General features: G+C 44.3%; 16 protein-coding genes. 5 read left to right on the top strand and 11 right to left on the bottom strand.

All coding sequences use genetic code 11. The features are described 5' to 3' along the window. Positions 1–234: 234 nt before the first annotated feature. The 5 genes from AC4IFO_RS09635 to AC4IFO_RS09615 form a co-directional block, all read right to left on the bottom strand. Complete coding sequence (locus tag AC4IFO_RS09635; protein WP_004262881.1) at positions 235–993, bottom strand: DeoR/GlpR family transcriptional regulator; 759 nt, start codon at positions 991–993, stop codon at positions 235–237. Between the two features lie 28 nt (positions 994–1,021). Continuing rightward, the gene (gene glpG, locus AC4IFO_RS09630; protein WP_490733831.1) at positions 1,022–1,870 is read right to left on the bottom strand and encodes a rhomboid family intramembrane serine protease GlpG; all 849 of its coding nucleotides are present in this window, start codon (positions 1,868–1,870) and stop codon (positions 1,022–1,024) included. 16 nt (positions 1,871–1,886) lie between these two features. Next, the gene (gene glpE / locus AC4IFO_RS09625; protein ID WP_219245354.1) at positions 1,887–2,210 is read right to left on the bottom strand and encodes a thiosulfate sulfurtransferase GlpE; all 324 of its coding nucleotides are present in this window, start codon (positions 2,208–2,210) and stop codon (positions 1,887–1,889) included. 87 nt (positions 2,211–2,297) lie between these two features. Then, on the bottom strand, positions 2,298–2,876 hold the full coding sequence (gene nfuA / locus AC4IFO_RS09620; protein ID WP_047756247.1) for a Fe-S biogenesis protein NfuA: 579 nt from the start codon (positions 2,874–2,876) through the stop codon (positions 2,298–2,300). A gap of 63 nt (positions 2,877–2,939) precedes the next feature. Continuing rightward, positions 2,940–3,623, bottom strand: a complete 684-nt coding sequence (locus AC4IFO_RS09615; RefSeq protein ID WP_490733828.1) for a DNA utilization protein GntX — start codon at positions 3,621–3,623, stop codon at positions 2,940–2,942. 46 nt (positions 3,624–3,669) lie between these two features. On the opposite strand from AC4IFO_RS09615, the gene bioH reads away from it, so the two are divergent. Further along, positions 3,670–4,446, top strand: coding sequence for a pimeloyl-ACP methyl ester esterase BioH (bioH, locus tag AC4IFO_RS09610; protein WP_490733826.1), 777 nt, complete (start codon positions 3,670–3,672; stop codon positions 4,444–4,446). A 251-nt stretch (positions 4,447–4,697) separates the two neighbouring features. Beyond that, positions 4,698–5,177, top strand: coding sequence for an Hcp family type VI secretion system effector (locus tag AC4IFO_RS09605; protein WP_490733824.1), 480 nt, complete (start codon positions 4,698–4,700; stop codon positions 5,175–5,177). Between the two features lie 24 nt (positions 5,178–5,201). Here the strand turns inward: AC4IFO_RS09605 and AC4IFO_RS09600 are convergent, their stop codons facing one another. From AC4IFO_RS09600 to AC4IFO_RS09575, 6 genes are all read right to left on the bottom strand, one after another. After that, the gene (locus AC4IFO_RS09600) at positions 5,202–5,495 is read right to left on the bottom strand and encodes a DUF1240 domain-containing protein (RefSeq protein ID WP_490734100.1); all 294 of its coding nucleotides are present in this window, start codon (positions 5,493–5,495) and stop codon (positions 5,202–5,204) included. A 100-nt stretch (positions 5,496–5,595) separates the two neighbouring features. Further along, positions 5,596–6,477 (bottom strand): hypothetical protein, encoded by an 882-nt coding sequence (locus AC4IFO_RS09595; protein WP_490733822.1) that lies wholly within the window; start codon positions 6,475–6,477, stop codon positions 5,596–5,598. A 142-nt stretch (positions 6,478–6,619) separates the two neighbouring features. Then, positions 6,620–6,853: a FeoC-like transcriptional regulator gene (locus AC4IFO_RS09590; protein WP_490733820.1), complete on the bottom strand. Its 234-nt coding sequence runs from the start codon at positions 6,851–6,853 to the stop codon at positions 6,620–6,622. Positions 6,854–6,870: 17 nt separating this feature from the next. Further along, a complete protein-coding gene (feoB, locus tag AC4IFO_RS09585) occupies positions 6,871–9,189 on the bottom strand; it encodes a Fe(2+) transporter permease subunit FeoB (protein ID WP_490733818.1) in 2,319 nt (772 codons plus the stop codon). Between the two features lie 29 nt (positions 9,190–9,218). Next, on the bottom strand, positions 9,219–9,449 hold the full coding sequence (feoA, locus tag AC4IFO_RS09580; RefSeq protein WP_047756225.1) for a ferrous iron transporter A: 231 nt from the start codon (positions 9,447–9,449) through the stop codon (positions 9,219–9,221). A 364-nt stretch (positions 9,450–9,813) separates the two neighbouring features. Then, the gene (locus AC4IFO_RS09575) at positions 9,814–12,144 is read right to left on the bottom strand and encodes a Tex family protein (protein WP_490733816.1); all 2,331 of its coding nucleotides are present in this window, start codon (positions 12,142–12,144) and stop codon (positions 9,814–9,816) included. A gap of 169 nt (positions 12,145–12,313) precedes the next feature. Between AC4IFO_RS09575 and greB the strand changes: the two genes are divergently transcribed. The 3 genes from greB (at position 12,314) to envZ (ending at position 14,961) form a co-directional block, all read left to right on the top strand. Continuing rightward, on the top strand, positions 12,314–12,799 hold the full coding sequence (gene greB, locus AC4IFO_RS09570; RefSeq protein WP_490733814.1) for a transcription elongation factor GreB: 486 nt from the start codon (positions 12,314–12,316) through the stop codon (positions 12,797–12,799). 114 nt (positions 12,800–12,913) lie between these two features. Further along, entirely contained in the window at positions 12,914–13,633 is a 720-nt protein-coding gene (ompR, locus tag AC4IFO_RS09565) for an osmolarity response regulator transcription factor OmpR (RefSeq protein ID WP_042847751.1), read from the top strand. Then, positions 13,630–14,961, top strand: a complete 1,332-nt coding sequence (gene envZ / locus AC4IFO_RS09560) for a two-component system sensor histidine kinase EnvZ (protein WP_490733812.1) — start codon at positions 13,630–13,632, stop codon at positions 14,959–14,961. Before ompR ends, envZ begins: the two co-directional genes overlap by 4 nt. Positions 14,962–15,198: the final 237 nt, after the last annotated feature.

The following is a 15,198-nucleotide window of genomic DNA, read 5'->3' as shown; positions in this document are numbered from 1 at the left end:
AATCAAATTCAATTAGTATGCCAACTAATAATGAAGAAAAAATAACAACTGCGTGATATCGATAACAATTTTTTTTCAATACCCACATTTAAAATAATGTTATTTACAAAGGAAAAAACGAGGTTTCGAGCGAAAAAGAACACAGAATAGCGAGAGGTGGACGTTAAAACAGGGGGGTATTAATAAGCATGATAGCAGCGCAAGGGCACTGCCATCATGAACATCATGATTTGATTAGCAAAGTTCGAGCTGGACGTTATGTTGCTCAATTACTTTGAGAATACTGTCTGGTGGTTGTTTGTCGGTAAATAAATAGTCGATTAAGTTCATGTTACCGAGGTTGACCATCGCATTACGGCCAAATTTAGAGTGGTCTGTGACTAACATCACGCAACGTGAATTCTCAATAATAGCGCGTTTAGTTCGTACTTCATGATAATCGAACTCCAGTAGCGAGCCGTCCATATCAATGCCGCTAATACCGAGGATACCGTAATCCAATCTAAATTGAGAGATAAAATCGAGGGTAGCTTCACCCACAATACCACCATCACGCGAGCGTACTTCACCCCCCGCTAAAATTAAGCGGAAGTCTTCTTTTGGCATCAGTAACGTGGCAACGTTGAGGTTATTGGTCACCACTCGCAGGTTTTTATGGTTCACCAGTGCATGGGCAACGGCTTCAGGTGTCGTCCCGATATCAATAAATAACGTCGCGCCATCAGGAATTTGGCTAGCGACATGCTGCGCAATACGGGCTTTTTCGTCTGACCACATGATTTTACGGTCATTATACGCCGCGTTTACGGAGCTTGAAGGCAGTGCTGCGCCACCGTGGTGTCGCTGAATTTTATTTTGCTCAGCGAGGTCATTGAGGTCTCGTCGAATGGTTTGAGGGCTAACCTCAAAGTGCTCGACAAGTTCTTCAGTACTGACATATCCCTGAAGACGCACAAGTTCAACGATTGCATCATGTCTCTGGGTTTGTTTCACAGCGTTAGCCTCTAATTATTAAAATGTATTATCTGGAACTCTGGTGTTTTATAAAACTGTGCCTATTATCCCACACTCCCATCAATAAGCCGATAATTAACCCTGAAGTGTGTGCGGCATTAGCAATATGCATACCTAAAATATCGAAGTAACCGAAAAAGAGCCAGATAATTGAGAAGATCATTAACCCTCGGGGAACATTCACACCGCTTTCTGGGTTGCGCTCACCTGTCAGCCAAGCGTAGCTGACTAAGGCATAAACGACACCCGATAAGCCCCCAAAGTTGTTTTCACTAAACAGCGATTGCCCCCAGTTACTAAACAGGGCGGAGACTAATAAAATGGTAAAGAGCTTCCCTGTTCCTAGCTTGCGTTCAACTTGGCCTGCTAGAAACCACCATAGCGCAAGGTTAAACCCAATATGCGACAGTGAAAAATGGACAAATGCGGGGCTAATCCAACGCCAAAGTTCGGATTGTTGGTCGCCAATTGGCCACGCTAAGTAACGTAATACTTCCCGCGCATCAGTCATTTCTACCCAAAGATATACAATAATCGATAGCAGAATAACAGCAATTGTTAGTGGGCCTGATTGTTCTTTTAGGTAGCCCCAAGTGAGGAAATTGCGGTATTGAAATTGCGTATCGGCATTACCCGTTTGCCAGCTGGCAGCAAGGTAGCGTGGGTCATTAGGATTTTGCAGGAAAGTATCAAGTTCTTGACGGACTTGATTAAGAAATTGGTCATCTTCCAACCAAAGTTCATATAGCGCTTGTTCTTGAGATGGCTGAAGGCTTAAATGAATATTTTGCCCTGCCATATAGTCAACAAATGCCTGCGCCATTCTTGGGTTAGCAAAGGAAGTGATGTGGATCATGAATGCGTTTTCTCGTCTAGAGCGCCGTGACGGCTTGTGGATATTCCCTTAACCAGGCTTCAAACCCGCCATTAATGCTGTAAACAGATTCATAGCCGATATTGATTAGATACTGTGCTGCGCCTTGGCTGCTGTGCCCGTGGTAGCACATCACCATAACGGGTTGTTCATAATCCGTTTGTTCTAAAAATTGGCTCAGCGACTCATTGGTGAGGTGATAAGCGCCGCTGGCATGACCTGCGCGGAAGCTTTGTGGATCACGTACATCAACAAGTACGGCAGTGCTTTCCAACCAATGTTGATAAGCTTGCTCTGGTGTTAGTGTCTCAAAATGGTCCATAAAATACCGAATATAGTGGGGAAAACCCCATAAAAAACAAATTCGGCACCTGTAAGCAGAAAAACAGGTGCCAGATGTCAGTGGCAATTAATAGAAAGAGTGCTCGCCACGTTGGTGCTCAGTCAGGTCTTTAACGCCTTTTAGCTCACCATCAAACATTTTCAGTAATTCTTTTTCGATACCTTCTTTTAAGGTGACATCGACCATAGAACAACCGTTACAACCACCGCCAAATTGCAGGATAGCAAAGCCTTCATCGGTGATTTCCATCAGGGAAACACGGCCGCCGTGGCTGGCTAATTGTGGGTTAATTTGTGACTGTAAAACGTACTCAACACGCTCGATTAATGGTGCATCATCAGAGACTTTGCGCATTTTCGCGTTTGGTGCCTTAAGGGTCAGTTGTGAGCCCAGTTGGTCGGTAACGAAATCAATTTCCGCTTCTTCTAAGAAAGGTGCGCTAATTTCATCAACATAAGCAGATAATTTCTCGAACTTCAGTTCCTTATCTGTTGCTTCAACGGCACCCGGTGGGCAGTATGACACGCCACACTCAGCTGTCGGTGTACCCGGGTTGATGACAAATACACGGATTTGGGTTCCTGGCTCTTGATTTTCCAACAACTTGGCAAAATGAGCCTGTGCTGCTTCAGTAATATTAATCATAATCATTTGCTCAATAATAGTTGACTGCTTTAGTTGGTTATAATACGCCCATTTACCCCTTTCCTACAAGGTGCGACAGAGTGACCATGCATCAACAGTGCGTGCACCCGCACAAATCAACAATTGTGCCGCCGCATTCATTGTCGAACCTGTCGTGATAACATCATCAAGGACAGCGACATGTAGGTCAGAAACCGCAGTTTCTAAGGTAAATGCTCCCTTTAGGTTTTTTCGGCGATGTTCACGTTTTAGTGTAATCTGCGCCAGTGTATCACGACTACGGAGTAATGAATTTTGCGAATAGGGGATATTTAACCATCTGGATAAATTTTCGCCTATTAATGCCATGTGGTCAAATCCTCGCCACCATAATCGGTGACGATGCAAGGGAATGGTGACGATGAGGTCGGGTTTTTGCCATGCATTTTCGCGGTAGCCTTGTAGCCAAAACAAAACAAAAATGCGCGCTAAAGCAAAAGCGAGCTGCGATTGTTGATTAAACTTAAAGTGATGAATAAGCTTACGTAATGGGTTTTTATAGGGTGTGACGGTAATCAACCGTTGCCAAGCTGGGGGCTGTTTTAAGCAGCGACCACAGTGCAGCATATCGAGTTCACTGGGCAATGCGCAGCGTGGGCAGCACTTCGGCATCGTTGGTAAGCCTTTAAGGCAAAAGCTGCAAATACCTTGGCTGCTTTTGCTAAGTGATTGATGACAAAGCCAACACGCCCCTTCCATTGATAGCATGATGATATTCCGTTAAAAATGTTGATTGAATAAAGAGAGTGTAACCATGGCAAAGCTATATTGGCAGACCGTCGGCGAAGGAAAACAAGATCTTGTGCTGCTGCACGGATGGGGGTTGAATGCGCAAGTTTGGCAAACCATTATTCCTCGAATCGCTTCGCATTTTCGTGTTCATCTCGTTGACTTGCCGGGTTATGGCCGAAGCCAAGATTTTGCGCCAATGAACATTCAATCCATGGCAGATATTTTGTGGGAACACGCCCCGAAAAACGCCATTTGGTTAGGGTGGTCGCTGGGGGGATTAGTTGCCAGTCGCATTGCACTGGATCACCCTTATGAAGTTCAAGGGCTGATCACCGTGGCATCTTCCCCTTGCTTTAAAGCCGATGGGGATTGGGCGGGTATTCGTCCCGAGGTGTTATTGGGCTTTGAGCAGCAGCTTGCCGCGGATTTTCATCGCACTGTCGAACGTTTTTTAGCATTGCAAACCTTAGGCACAGAAAGCGCCCGTAATGATGCGCGTACCTTAAAATCGGTGGTGCTTGAACAGCCTATTCCAACGGTAGAAACGTTAAATGCAGGGCTTGAATCATTACGAACAGAAGATTTACGAGAGGAATTAAAAAGCCTGCCAGTGCCGTTCTTACGGATTTATGGTTACCTTGATGGCCTTGTGCCCCGTAAGATGGTGCCTGTATTGGATGAGCTTTACCCAAACTCCCCGTCCGTTATTATGCGCAATAGCGCTCATGCACCGTTTATTTCACATCCCGATGAGTTTTGTGAATATTTGCTGGATTTCCAAAGCCGATTGGAAGAGTAAAGCGCGCCATCAGCCATTAAGGTTATTTTCCATTGTGTTTATTTTACTCATCATAGCCCCATCGCGGGGCTGAAGTTGTTTAAGACGATAGTCACCCTGTACTCCTAAATAAAAGTGTCCAAATTTATGGGGGGACTTCAAATTGGGGGCATTTTAAGTTTGGGCGACATTGAATTTTACTTTAGAATAATATTCTTAACTTAAATTTATGTGGCTGTTATGTATCTTGATTACGATTAAAAGGAAGAGTTATGACATATCCGACGTATTTAGTTTTGAAAGGTAAAAACCAAGGTTTGATTTCGGCAGGGTGCTCTTCTCAAGATTCCATCGGTAATCGCTATCAGATAGGTCATGAAGACGAAATTCAAGTAATAGGCCTAAATAGCGGTTCTTTTCGCGAGCAGAATGCGTCATATAAGCCCATCGTATTTACTAAGCCGGTTGATAAATCATCTCCCTTACTGTCGGTAGCTTTGGATAGTAACGAAGTGCTAGAAGCAAAATTTATGTTTTACCGCACCAGTCAAGCGGGTCAACTTGAAAAATACTACGAAATTAAACTCACTGGCGTGTCTATAATTGAAATATCGGACATATTTCCTGACTCAATAAAAGATAATGAATCCATGCCATACCAACGAGTTCAAATGAAATACGAATCTATATCAAGAAGCCATTTAATGGCGAACACATCAAGCTATAGTATCAATAGTGAGATGGTTAAGTAATTTTAGTATCAAAAGAGATGCATATTATTTACACATCTCTTTTGATATAACATATTCATTTGGTGCAAAAATAGATGATTTGTAGCACGTGTAGTAGCCTTTTGAAGTTAAATCAATACTGACATAGGCCGAAAAGAAAAAACTAAATATGATGCCTGCCACCCCGATTCCAGCAAACAAACTAGCTAATTTATTATTCATTTTTTGTAGTTCTTTTTTGTATCCTAATATAAAACTATAATATGAAAAATATAATATCAAAGGGGCTGCAAAACACAGGAACCCGGTTTGAAATGAGAATAGAATTCTAGGCCTCATTTGAAAGTAATCAATATAATATGTTGATGATAGATAAATTCCGAAGATTGCTAAAAGTAAAAGAGCTATAGATGATAGGATTAACTTTACGGGCTCTAATTTAACCACGACTGAACCTCCCCCACTGTGAGAAAAATTGGTCTGGGTGATAAGGTGTTTCAGGTTTCCTTGCTCTGTGGGTTTTTAAGCCTTTAATAATAGTTGCGCTAATTTGGAATTCATCATCTAACCAGAACAACAGTAACCCTACGGATACCCCCACAGCAAATACTCCTAAAGCTACAAGTATGACACTTGTTCCAGCCGCTAAAGCAGCGGTAGCTAAACCTCCTGTTATGGCTGCTGTTATCTGAGTGCTAATGGCTAGCTTTGCCATATCCATCGTGATGTTTACAAAAAAATCTACTAGCGTATATTCACTTTTGAATATTAATTCTACTACTCTGTAAGCTGCTGAAAAAACGATTGCAAATCGAGCTGCACCAACGGATATGTTATTCATACCTTGGGTTCCTACACCCATGTATAGAATGCGAGGATTGTTGATTAAATACCGAGTCCCATTTAAGTAAGCTCTAACTCCAGCATGCCCAGATAGGCGAATATAAACATTACCGTTTGGGCCAACATATTCAGTTGCTTGGATATTAATATTTCTAAATTCGTTGATAATTCTAGTAACACGATGAGCCTCATAGATATTTGATGAGTAATTAGAAATAAAATCGCCAATACCAAATAGTGTTTCTTTGGGATCTTTGAAAGGCGTCGGAGTCGATAAGTTTTTTAAAATATAATCCGCTTCTTCAATGGTGATTATAGCTGCGACATTATCATCGTCTTTTTCATTATTCAGGATCCCCCTAATTTTTGTGAGATTTGCTTGGTAGTAAAGTTCATCATAATTAGGTACAGTTTCAAAACTGAATTTTGCGTCAGTATCAATGAGTGTTTTCGATACAGGGTCATATTTATATGCCATACGACACTCCCTTGAATTTAGGTTATGTAATATGAATATAGCATAATAGAAAGCATTTATTCGACAATAAAAAGCCTATGCCCTTTAATGTGTAGGTAAAAAATCCATCGATAAAAAGGCGCCTTGCAGCCTTCTGCTTAGCTTACTTTATCTTATAAACAAAATGGGCGCAGTCGGTGCTTTCTGGGCAGCCTTTGCAGCTAGAGCCCGTTAAGCAGGCGCTTATATCCACCCGCTCAATTTTCCCCAAGCTTTCCAACTTTTCCACCATCGCTTTTATCATTGGCGTTGGGGTTTTGAGTTGTTCGCTGAGTAACGCGATGTCAGCTTGCCCGTATAAAGCAATCAAATCTCTTACTTGCAGCAAGCTGATCATCGTTTAGTCCTTCATGCCTAGTGGCATGCTGTGTTTGAGCAGCCAGAGCACTGCTGTGCGGTTTTGCTTTTAATATTCAACGTCACGCGGCTACGTATGCGGCGCAGGAACATGAACAGGGCAATATTAAATACCACAACAGCGATGATGGTGATTAAGCTACTTTGCGGATGCTCACTGAACGTCGCGGTTTGGTAAAACAGCGCTGACAGGCTATAAGCCACATTCAGTCCCCAGAAGATGGAGAAACTCATCCAGCTTTTGTTTGTTTCGCGAGCAATCGCCCCCATGACTGACACGCAAGGCACATACAGTAAGACGAAAATCAGGTAGCTATAGGCAGCAATACCAGAGCCAAATTTCGCAGCCATGGTGCCCATCGAGCCTGATTCCATTTCGCCATCACCTTTGCTGGCTTCGATTGGGTTCGATAACGCGCTTAAGGTAAAGGTGCCTTTTAAGCTATCCCATGTTTCAGAGACCGCATCTTCAAGTTCTTCCCATAAGTTGAAAGATTCTGCATCGAACGGCTCGGAGGTAATCGCTTCGGCGGTATACAGGGTGTTTAACGTCCCAACAACCACTTCTTTTGCCATCGCACCAGTAATCAAGCCCACGGTTGCTTGCCAGTTGTCGGCATGAACACCGATTGGCTGTAATGCAGGGGTGATCACTTTACTGACGGAAGCCAGAGCGGAATCATTAATGTTATCAACGGGTTTACCTGAGAACGAGAAGCTATTGAGCGCACCGATAAAGATACTCGCCACGACGATGACTTTACCTGCACGCACCACAAAGCCTTTTAAGCGCTGCCACGTTTGAATTAACAACGTTTTGACGTGTGGCACGTGGTACACCGGTAACTCCATCACGAATGGCGATGCTTCACCACGCATCAGGGTGTGCTTGAGTAAAAGCCCCGTGAGGATAGCCACCACAATCCCTAAAATATACAGGGAGAACACGACACTTGCGCCATTTTTACCAAAGAAGGCCGCGGCAAATACCGCGAAGATTGCCAGCCTTGCACCGCAAGACATAAACGGCGCCATCAGGACGGTAATCAGCCTTTCACGTGGGGCATCAAGGGTGCGAGCGCCCATAATTGATGGGACGTTACACCCAAAGCCGACGATTAATGGAACAAATGATTTGCCCGGTAGGCCCAGCGCTTGCATCAATCGATCCATCACAAAAGCCGCACGAGCCATATAGCCAGAGTCTTCAAGGATGGAAAGGAACAGGTACATCATCCCGATTTGTGGCACCAATGGCAGAACGGTATTAATACCGCCACCGACACCTTGTGCGAGGAATATTGTGAGCCAATCAGGGAAACTGAAGTAGGCACCAACCCACTGAATACCATGGATAAATATCGCCTCAGAAGCCCCTTCAAAGAACGGTTGAAGTGCCCCACCAATATTGATGGCAAGGACGAACATCAGGTACATCACAAATAAGAAAATCGGTACGCCTAACCAGCGGTTGAGGATAAATCTATCCAGTGATTGTGTCAGTCGGTTAGGTTCAGCCGCACTATTGTTGATCGCCGCTTGGCAGATGGTTGCAATAGATTGATAACGCGCATCGGCAATTAGCAGTTCAGGCTCTTCATTTAATGTTTCATTGAGTTGTTGGCGAGTCGTTTGTAATTGCGTTTCCGAAATTTCAGCACGCTGACGGCTATAAATATCCCCTTCTAGAATTTGCAGGGCTAACCAGCGGCGCTGTTGTTGGCTAAATTGTTGCGTTGAAATTTGTTCAGATAATGAATCAACAGCGTGTAATAGCTGTGGTGGATATTCAACAAGGGCTTTTTGGTTATTTTGCGGGTGAGTATCAATGGCTTTTTTCAGTTTATCAATGCCCGTTGCACGGGTTGAAACCATTGGGATCACAGGGCAACCCAGTTGTTTTTCCAATTCGGCAATATCGATATCAATATGCTGGCTTTGGGCAATATCCAACATATTCAGGGCGACAATACATGGGACGCCTAACTCAACTAATTGCAATGTCAGGTAGAGGTTGCGCTCTAAGTTCGACGCATCCACAACGTTAATTAACATGTCGGCTTCGCCACTTAAAATAAAGTAGCAGGCAATTTGTTCGTCGAGGGAGGTCTGTTCAGAAATAGTGGTGAGTGAGTAAGTACCGGGGAGGTCGACAAGCTCAATCTTGTGGTCATCCGTGTGGAAGCGGCCAACCTTGCGCTCAACGGTGACGCCAGCCCAGTTACCGACGCGCTGTCTTGACCCTGTTAGCTGGTTAAAAAGGGTTGTTTTACCTGCATTGGGGTTACCAATTAAGCCGATAGTCAATCGTTTCATAGTGTTTGCCAATAATCAAAAAAGAAGACTTAAGCGGTAGGCGCTTCATCAAGGTTTAGTAGGGCGAGATCCTTTTTACGCAGCACTAAGCTGACGCGGTGAGTTTCGATTTGTACAGGATCGCCAAAAGGCGCTAAACGCACCACTTTAAAAACGGAGCCCGGTAATAAACCGAGAGACAATAATTTTTGTCGGTATGCAGGGCTTATCTCGGGGGAGAAGCCTAGAATTTTGTAACTGCATTGAGGAAGTATAGCCATAGTGTCTTCCTATTATCTTCCTAACGATTCAATTCATAATGATACTGATAATTATTGTTAGAAAAGTTTCTATCTACAAGCACAACGCTGAGAAAAACAAAAATAAATCTAATTAACAATGAGAATCATAATCATCCACCTTTTGTTATATTTAGCCTCTTTTTTCGTCAATTTGACTTGATGTGGATCAACGAAGCATGGAGTTAGCGGTGTTTTTTAGATAGCGATGGGATAAGACGGAACGCATTGAATGGATTGATTTTTGAACAATATATTGAATTTGTTTATTAATTTATCAGTGAAGATATTTCTAGAGAATACTAAATACCCCAATGAATTTATTGGGGTATTTAGCTTAATCAGATTACTTCTTTTTACCAAATGCAGCAGCAAGGGCATCGCTCATCGCACTGTTGCCTGATGAATTCGTATTTTGGCGCGAGTTACCACGAGGTGCAGGGGCTTTACGTGCGTTTTTATCTTGTGCAGGTGCAGCTTTACGAGGTGCGCTGTTAGAATCCCCCGCTTGCTCGTCCAAGCGCATGGTGAGGGCGATACGCTTGCGGGCAATATCGACATCCAATACTTTCACTTTCACAATATCGCCCGCTTTCACCACTTTGTGTGGGTCTTCGACGTAACTGTTGGAGAGTGAAGAGATATGCACTAAGCCGTCTTGGTGTACACCGATATCCACAAATGCACCAAAGTTGGTCACATTGGTCACCGCGCCTTCTAAAATCATGCCAGAAACGAGGTCATTCATCGTTTCCACACCTTCAGCAAAGGTGGCAGTTTTAAACTCAGGACGTGGGTCACGACCCGGTTTTTCTAGCTCTTTGATAATATCCGTAACCGTTGGGACACCAAACTGCTCTGTTGTGAAATCACGCGGGCTCAGGGCATTGAGCACTTGTGAATTACCCATAATTTCTTTCAGCGGCTGGCGGACAGTTTGCAGAATTTTTTCAACGATAGGGTAAGCTTCAGGGTGAACCGTTGATGCATCCAGCGGGTTTTCGCCATTGGTGATACGCAGGAACCCTGCACATTGTTCAAAGGCTTTAGGCCCAAGGCGAGCCACTTTCAGTAACTGTTTTCGGTCATTGAATTGGCCGTTTTCATCGCGCCAATCAACCACGTTCTGCGCGATCATTTTGCTCAGGCCTGCAACGCGAGTCAGCAAGGCGACTGAGGCGGTATTTAAGTCTACACCTACGGAGTTTACGCAGTCTTCGACAACGGCATCCAACTTGCGGGCAAGTTGAGTTTGGCTGACGTCATGCTGATATTGGCCTACCCCGATAGATTTCGGGTCGATTTTAACCAGCTCAGCCAGCGGGTCTTGCAAACGGCGAGCAATCGACACGGCACCACGTAAAGAAACATCTAAGGTTGGGAATTCTAGCGCAGCCAGTTCAGAGGCGGAGTACACTGATGCACCCGCTTCACTGACAATCACTTTTTGCGCAGTGACTTCAGGGTATTGTTTTTGCACTTCTGCAAAGAAGCGCTCCGTTTCACGGGATGCCGTACCATTACCAATCGCCACTAACTCCACGTTATGTTTCTGGCATAGAGCAGCGACGATAGTTGCCGCTTTCGCTGCTTGGCCGGTGTGTGGGTAGATAGTGTCGGTGGCAATAAGTTTCCCTGTCGCATCCACAACAGCGACTTTCACCCCAGTACGCAGACCCGGATCGAGGCCCATCGTTGCACGCATACCTGCCGGTGCAGCCATCAGTAAGTCACTGAGGTTACGGGCAAAAACGTTAATTGCTTCCTCTTCGGCTTTTTCGCGCAAAGAACTCATCACTTCCGTTTCTAAGTGCAGTAATACTTTGACGCGCCATGTCCAGCTGATCACCGCTTTACGCCATTGGTCAGCAGGGGCGTTATTCAAACGCACATCTAAGTGGCGAGTAATAATCTCTTCGCAATAACTTTCTTTTGGTGGTTCATCGAATTGAGGATCGCAATTTAACGAAAGCTGTAAAACCCCTTCGTTGCGTCCACGGAACATGGCCAGTGCGCGGTGTGAAGGCACTTGTGAAACAGGTTCGTGATGCTCGAAGTAATCACTAAATTTGACGCCTTCAGCCTGTTTACCCTCTGCAACGACAGAAACGAGGTGGGCATTTTTCCAAATATAGTCACGAACTTTGGCTAATAAGGCTGCATCTTCGGCGAAACGCTCCATCAGGATATAACGTGCGCCATCTAAGGCCGCTTTCACATCCGCAACGCCTTTATCTGCATCGATATACGTTTGAGCGAGTGCTTCAGGGGATTGACTTGGGTCTGTCCACAACGTATCCGCTAATGGCTCAAGCCCCGCTTCAATAGCGATTTGCCCACGAGTACGACGTTTCGGTTTGTAAGGTAAATACAGGTCTTCAAGTTCGGTTTTATTGAGCGTGGTATTAATCGCAGAAGCGAGTTCAGGGGATAATTTCCCTTGCTCTTCAATCGATTTTAGAATGGTTTGCTTACGGTCGTTCAGTTCACGTAAGTACCCTAAGCGACTTTCCAGCTGGCGAAGCTGGGTATCGTCCAACCCTCCGGTAACCTCTTTACGGTAACGCGCGATAAACGGGACAGTATTGCCTTCATCCAATAAAGTGATGGCAGAAAAAACCTGTTTCGGTTGGGCTTGCAGTTCAGCTGCAATAATTTGGCTTAGAGTTTCATTCATGTCGTGTTTAAATACCTACTGAAAGAACAGTTAAAAAATTTACTGCACTGTTATACTTGGTGGTAGCGAGAATTTCCAGACTGAATTTCGGTCTATTGGTAGGAAAGTCTCAGATTATGTTCTATAAAATATTATAATTATTGTTTTCTTTGACTAATATTCTAAGGTTATGGCGAAAAGTCTATTAATAACGCGCGAAGGTTGGGATGCGCTCGACCAAGAGCTAAAGTATCTGTGGAAAGAAGAACGACCTAGAGTGACTCAATCAGTGTCAGAGGCTGCGGCACAAGGGGATCGCTCGGAAAATGCAGAATATATTTATGGTAAAAAAAGGTTGCGTGAAATAGACCGACGCATTCGTTTTTTATCTAAAAGGTTAGATCAGCTCAGAATAATTGAGCCTGATCCTCGCCAAGAAGGCCGTGTCTTTTTTGGCGCATGGGTTAAACTTGAAGATGATAATGAAAATATCAGAATATTCCGCATAGTAGGTGCGGATGAGTTCAATCCGGCAAAACAATGGATTTCAATTGACTCTCCTGTTGCTCGCGCCCTGATTGGCAAGCAGGTCGATGATGAAATTACAGTGAATACGCCGGGCGGTGAAGTCACCTATTTTGTGTTAGACATAAGCTATAAGCCACTAACCGACTGAAGTGTAAAATGATTCATTAAATCTATGGTTAGTGGTAAATTAGTGAACATTAAACGTGTTTTTGTTCACTTTTAGAACAATAATTTAAAAGATGCACATCTTGAGGGCTACAAAATGCAGGAAAGTTATAAAGTTCTTGTCGTCGATGATGATATGCGTTTACGTGCACTGCTGGAGCGTTACCTCACTGAACAAGGCTTTCAGGTAAGGAGTGCTGCAAACGCTGAACAAATGGACAGGATCCTGACGAGGGAATCTATTCATCTGATCGTGTTAGATTTAATGCTTCCGGGTGAAGATGGTTTATCAATTTGCCGTCGTTTACGTAGCCAAAATAACCCAATTCCTATCATTATGGTCACGGCGAAGGGTGAAGAAGTTGACCGTATCGTAGGTTTAGAAATCGGTGCGGATGACTATATTCCAAAACCGTTTAACCCACGTGAATTGCTTGCACGTATTCGTGCGGTATTACGTCGTCAAGCGAATGAATTACCGGGTGCGCCATCTCAAGATGATGCGGTGATTACCTTTGGTAAATTTAAACTGAACCTCGGAACGCGTGAAATGTTCCAAGGTGATGAAAATATGCCATTGACCAGCGGTGAGTTCGCGGTATTAAAAGTGTTGGTTTCTTACCCAAGGGAACCGTTATCTCGTGACAAGCTGATGAGCTTAGCGAGAGGGCGCGAGTATAGTGCGATGGAGCGTTCTATCGACGTTCAAATTTCACGCCTGCGTCGTATGGTTGAAGAAGACCCTGCGCACCCACGTTATATTCAAACGGTTTGGGGCTTGGGCTATGTGTTTGTTCCGGATGGAAGTAAAGCATGAAGCGACTGAGGTTCTCACGACGTAGTACATTTTCTCGTTCGTTGTTCTTGTTTGTTGCACTGCTGTTCGCAAGTTTAGTGACCAGCTACATGGTCGTATTGAATTTTGTTGTGATGCCAAGCTTACAGCAATTCAATAAAGTCCTTGCGTACGAAGTAAGAACATTGATGACCGAGAAAATGGTGCTGCAAGATGGAACCTCAGTGCGAGTTTCTCCCGCTTTGCGTAAGAAAATCTACAACGAATTAGGTATCACGTTCTATGCCCATTCGGCTGCAATGGAAGAGGGGTTGAACTGGGCTAAAGAGTATGATTTTCTGAGCGAACACATGTCGCAATACCTAGGCGGAAAGGCGAGTGTTCACCTCGAACTTGGCCGTGATTATCCGATTTTATGGTTAACGTCTTACCTCGCTCCTGATATCTGGGTGCGAGTTCCTCTGACTGAAATTGGTCAAAATCAATTCTCCCTTGTATTCAGGTATACCTTAACGATTTTCCTCACGATTTTTGCCGGGGTATGGCTGTATATTCGCTACCAAAACAAGCCATTGCTTGAATTGGAGTACCACGCAGGGGAGGTCGGAAAGGGCTTTGTCTTGCCCCCGATGCAAGAAAAGGGGGCAACGGAAGTTAGAGCAGCAATTCGGTCTTTTAACCATATGGCCGCAGGGATCAAAACTTTAGAAAATGACCGAACTGTTTTGATGGCAGGGGTCAGCCATGACTTAAGAACACCGTTAACCCGTATTCGTTTAGCCACAGAAATGATGAGCCCAGAAGACAGCTATCTGGCGGAGTCTATCAATAAAGATATTGAAGAGTGTGATGCGATTATCGGCCAATTCATGTCTTACCTGAAAACAGGCCAAGAGATGGATATGGAGTTCTGCGACCTCAACGCTATCTTAATGGAAGCTGTAAACTCCGAAAGCAATGTGATCGGCGAAATCGAAACGGCGTTAGAACCAGGCTCAATGGTTGTGAACGGTAACCCGCTAGCGATTAAGCGCGCAATCACCAATATGATTGTGAATGCTTATCGCTATGGAAATGGCTGGATCAAAGTCAGCAGCGGAAAAACCGAAGATTTTGTGTGGTTCCAAGTGGAAGATGACGGCGCAGGTATCAAAGACGAAGATATCCACCGTTTATTCCAACCCTTTGTGCAAGGTGAAAAAGCGCGGAGCAACAAAGGAACTGGCTTGGGGCTAGCGATTATACGCCGTATAGTGGATGCCCATGAAGGGAGTATAGAGATCCACAAAAGTGAGCGCGGCGGGTTTGCGATTAGGGCTTTGCTCCCCCTTAAGGAAAAAGAAGACTGATATCTCGTCATATTTCAAGCCGTAGGGGTGTTGCCTACACTCAGCTACCCTAGTCACATACTGGCGTATGCTCCTAGGGATATCTTCGCTTGGCGCCTACCTACAGCTTGAACTATTTAGAGCTATCTTCCTATTTATAGAGTTCGAATTGTTTTGAGTATTATCTGTATTCAAGCTCCTTGGGCGCCCACCTACAGTTTGAACTATTTAGAGCTATCTTCCTATTTATAGAGTTCG

Source organism: Providencia sp. UF-224 (genome assembly GCF_058245955.1).
The sequence above is the reverse complement of the archived record's forward strand: the minus strand, read 5'-3'. Positions and strand labels throughout refer to the sequence as shown.

Bases quoted from the DNA above. Each gene is read 5' to 3' on its own strand.
- glpG (WP_490733831.1), bottom strand. From the start codon at position 1,870: ATGATCCACATCACTTCCTTTGCTAACCCAAGAATGGCGCAGGCATTT.
- glpE (WP_219245354.1), bottom strand. From the start codon at position 2,210: ATGGACCATTTTGAGACACTAACACCAGAGCAAGCTTATCAACATTGG.
- nfuA (WP_047756247.1), bottom strand. From the start codon at position 2,876: ATGATTAATATTACTGAAGCAGCACAGGCTCATTTTGCCAAGTTGTTG.
- AC4IFO_RS09615 (WP_490733828.1), bottom strand. From the start codon at position 3,623: ATGCTATCAATGGAAGGGGCGTGTTGGCTTTGTCATCAATCACTTAGC.
- bioH (WP_490733826.1), top strand. From the start codon at position 3,670: ATGGCAAAGCTATATTGGCAGACCGTCGGCGAAGGAAAACAAGATCTT.
- AC4IFO_RS09605 (WP_490733824.1), top strand. From the start codon at position 4,698: ATGACATATCCGACGTATTTAGTTTTGAAAGGTAAAAACCAAGGTTTG.
- AC4IFO_RS09600 (WP_490734100.1), bottom strand. From the start codon at position 5,495: ATGAGGCCTAGAATTCTATTCTCATTTCAAACCGGGTTCCTGTGTTTT.
- AC4IFO_RS09595 (WP_490733822.1), bottom strand. From the start codon at position 6,477: ATGGCATATAAATATGACCCTGTATCGAAAACACTCATTGATACTGAC.
- AC4IFO_RS09590 (WP_490733820.1), bottom strand. From the start codon at position 6,853: ATGATCAGCTTGCTGCAAGTAAGAGATTTGATTGCTTTATACGGGCAA.
- feoB (WP_490733818.1), bottom strand. From the start codon at position 9,189: ATGAAACGATTGACTATCGGCTTAATTGGTAACCCCAATGCAGGTAAA.
- feoA (WP_047756225.1), bottom strand. From the start codon at position 9,449: ATGGCTATACTTCCTCAATGCAGTTACAAAATTCTAGGCTTCTCCCCC.
- AC4IFO_RS09575 (WP_490733816.1), bottom strand. From the start codon at position 12,144: ATGAATGAAACTCTAAGCCAAATTATTGCAGCTGAACTGCAAGCCCAA.
- greB (WP_490733814.1), top strand. From the start codon at position 12,314: ATGGCGAAAAGTCTATTAATAACGCGCGAAGGTTGGGATGCGCTCGAC.
- ompR (WP_042847751.1), top strand. From the start codon at position 12,914: ATGCAGGAAAGTTATAAAGTTCTTGTCGTCGATGATGATATGCGTTTA.
- envZ (WP_490733812.1), top strand. From the start codon at position 13,630: ATGAAGCGACTGAGGTTCTCACGACGTAGTACATTTTCTCGTTCGTTG.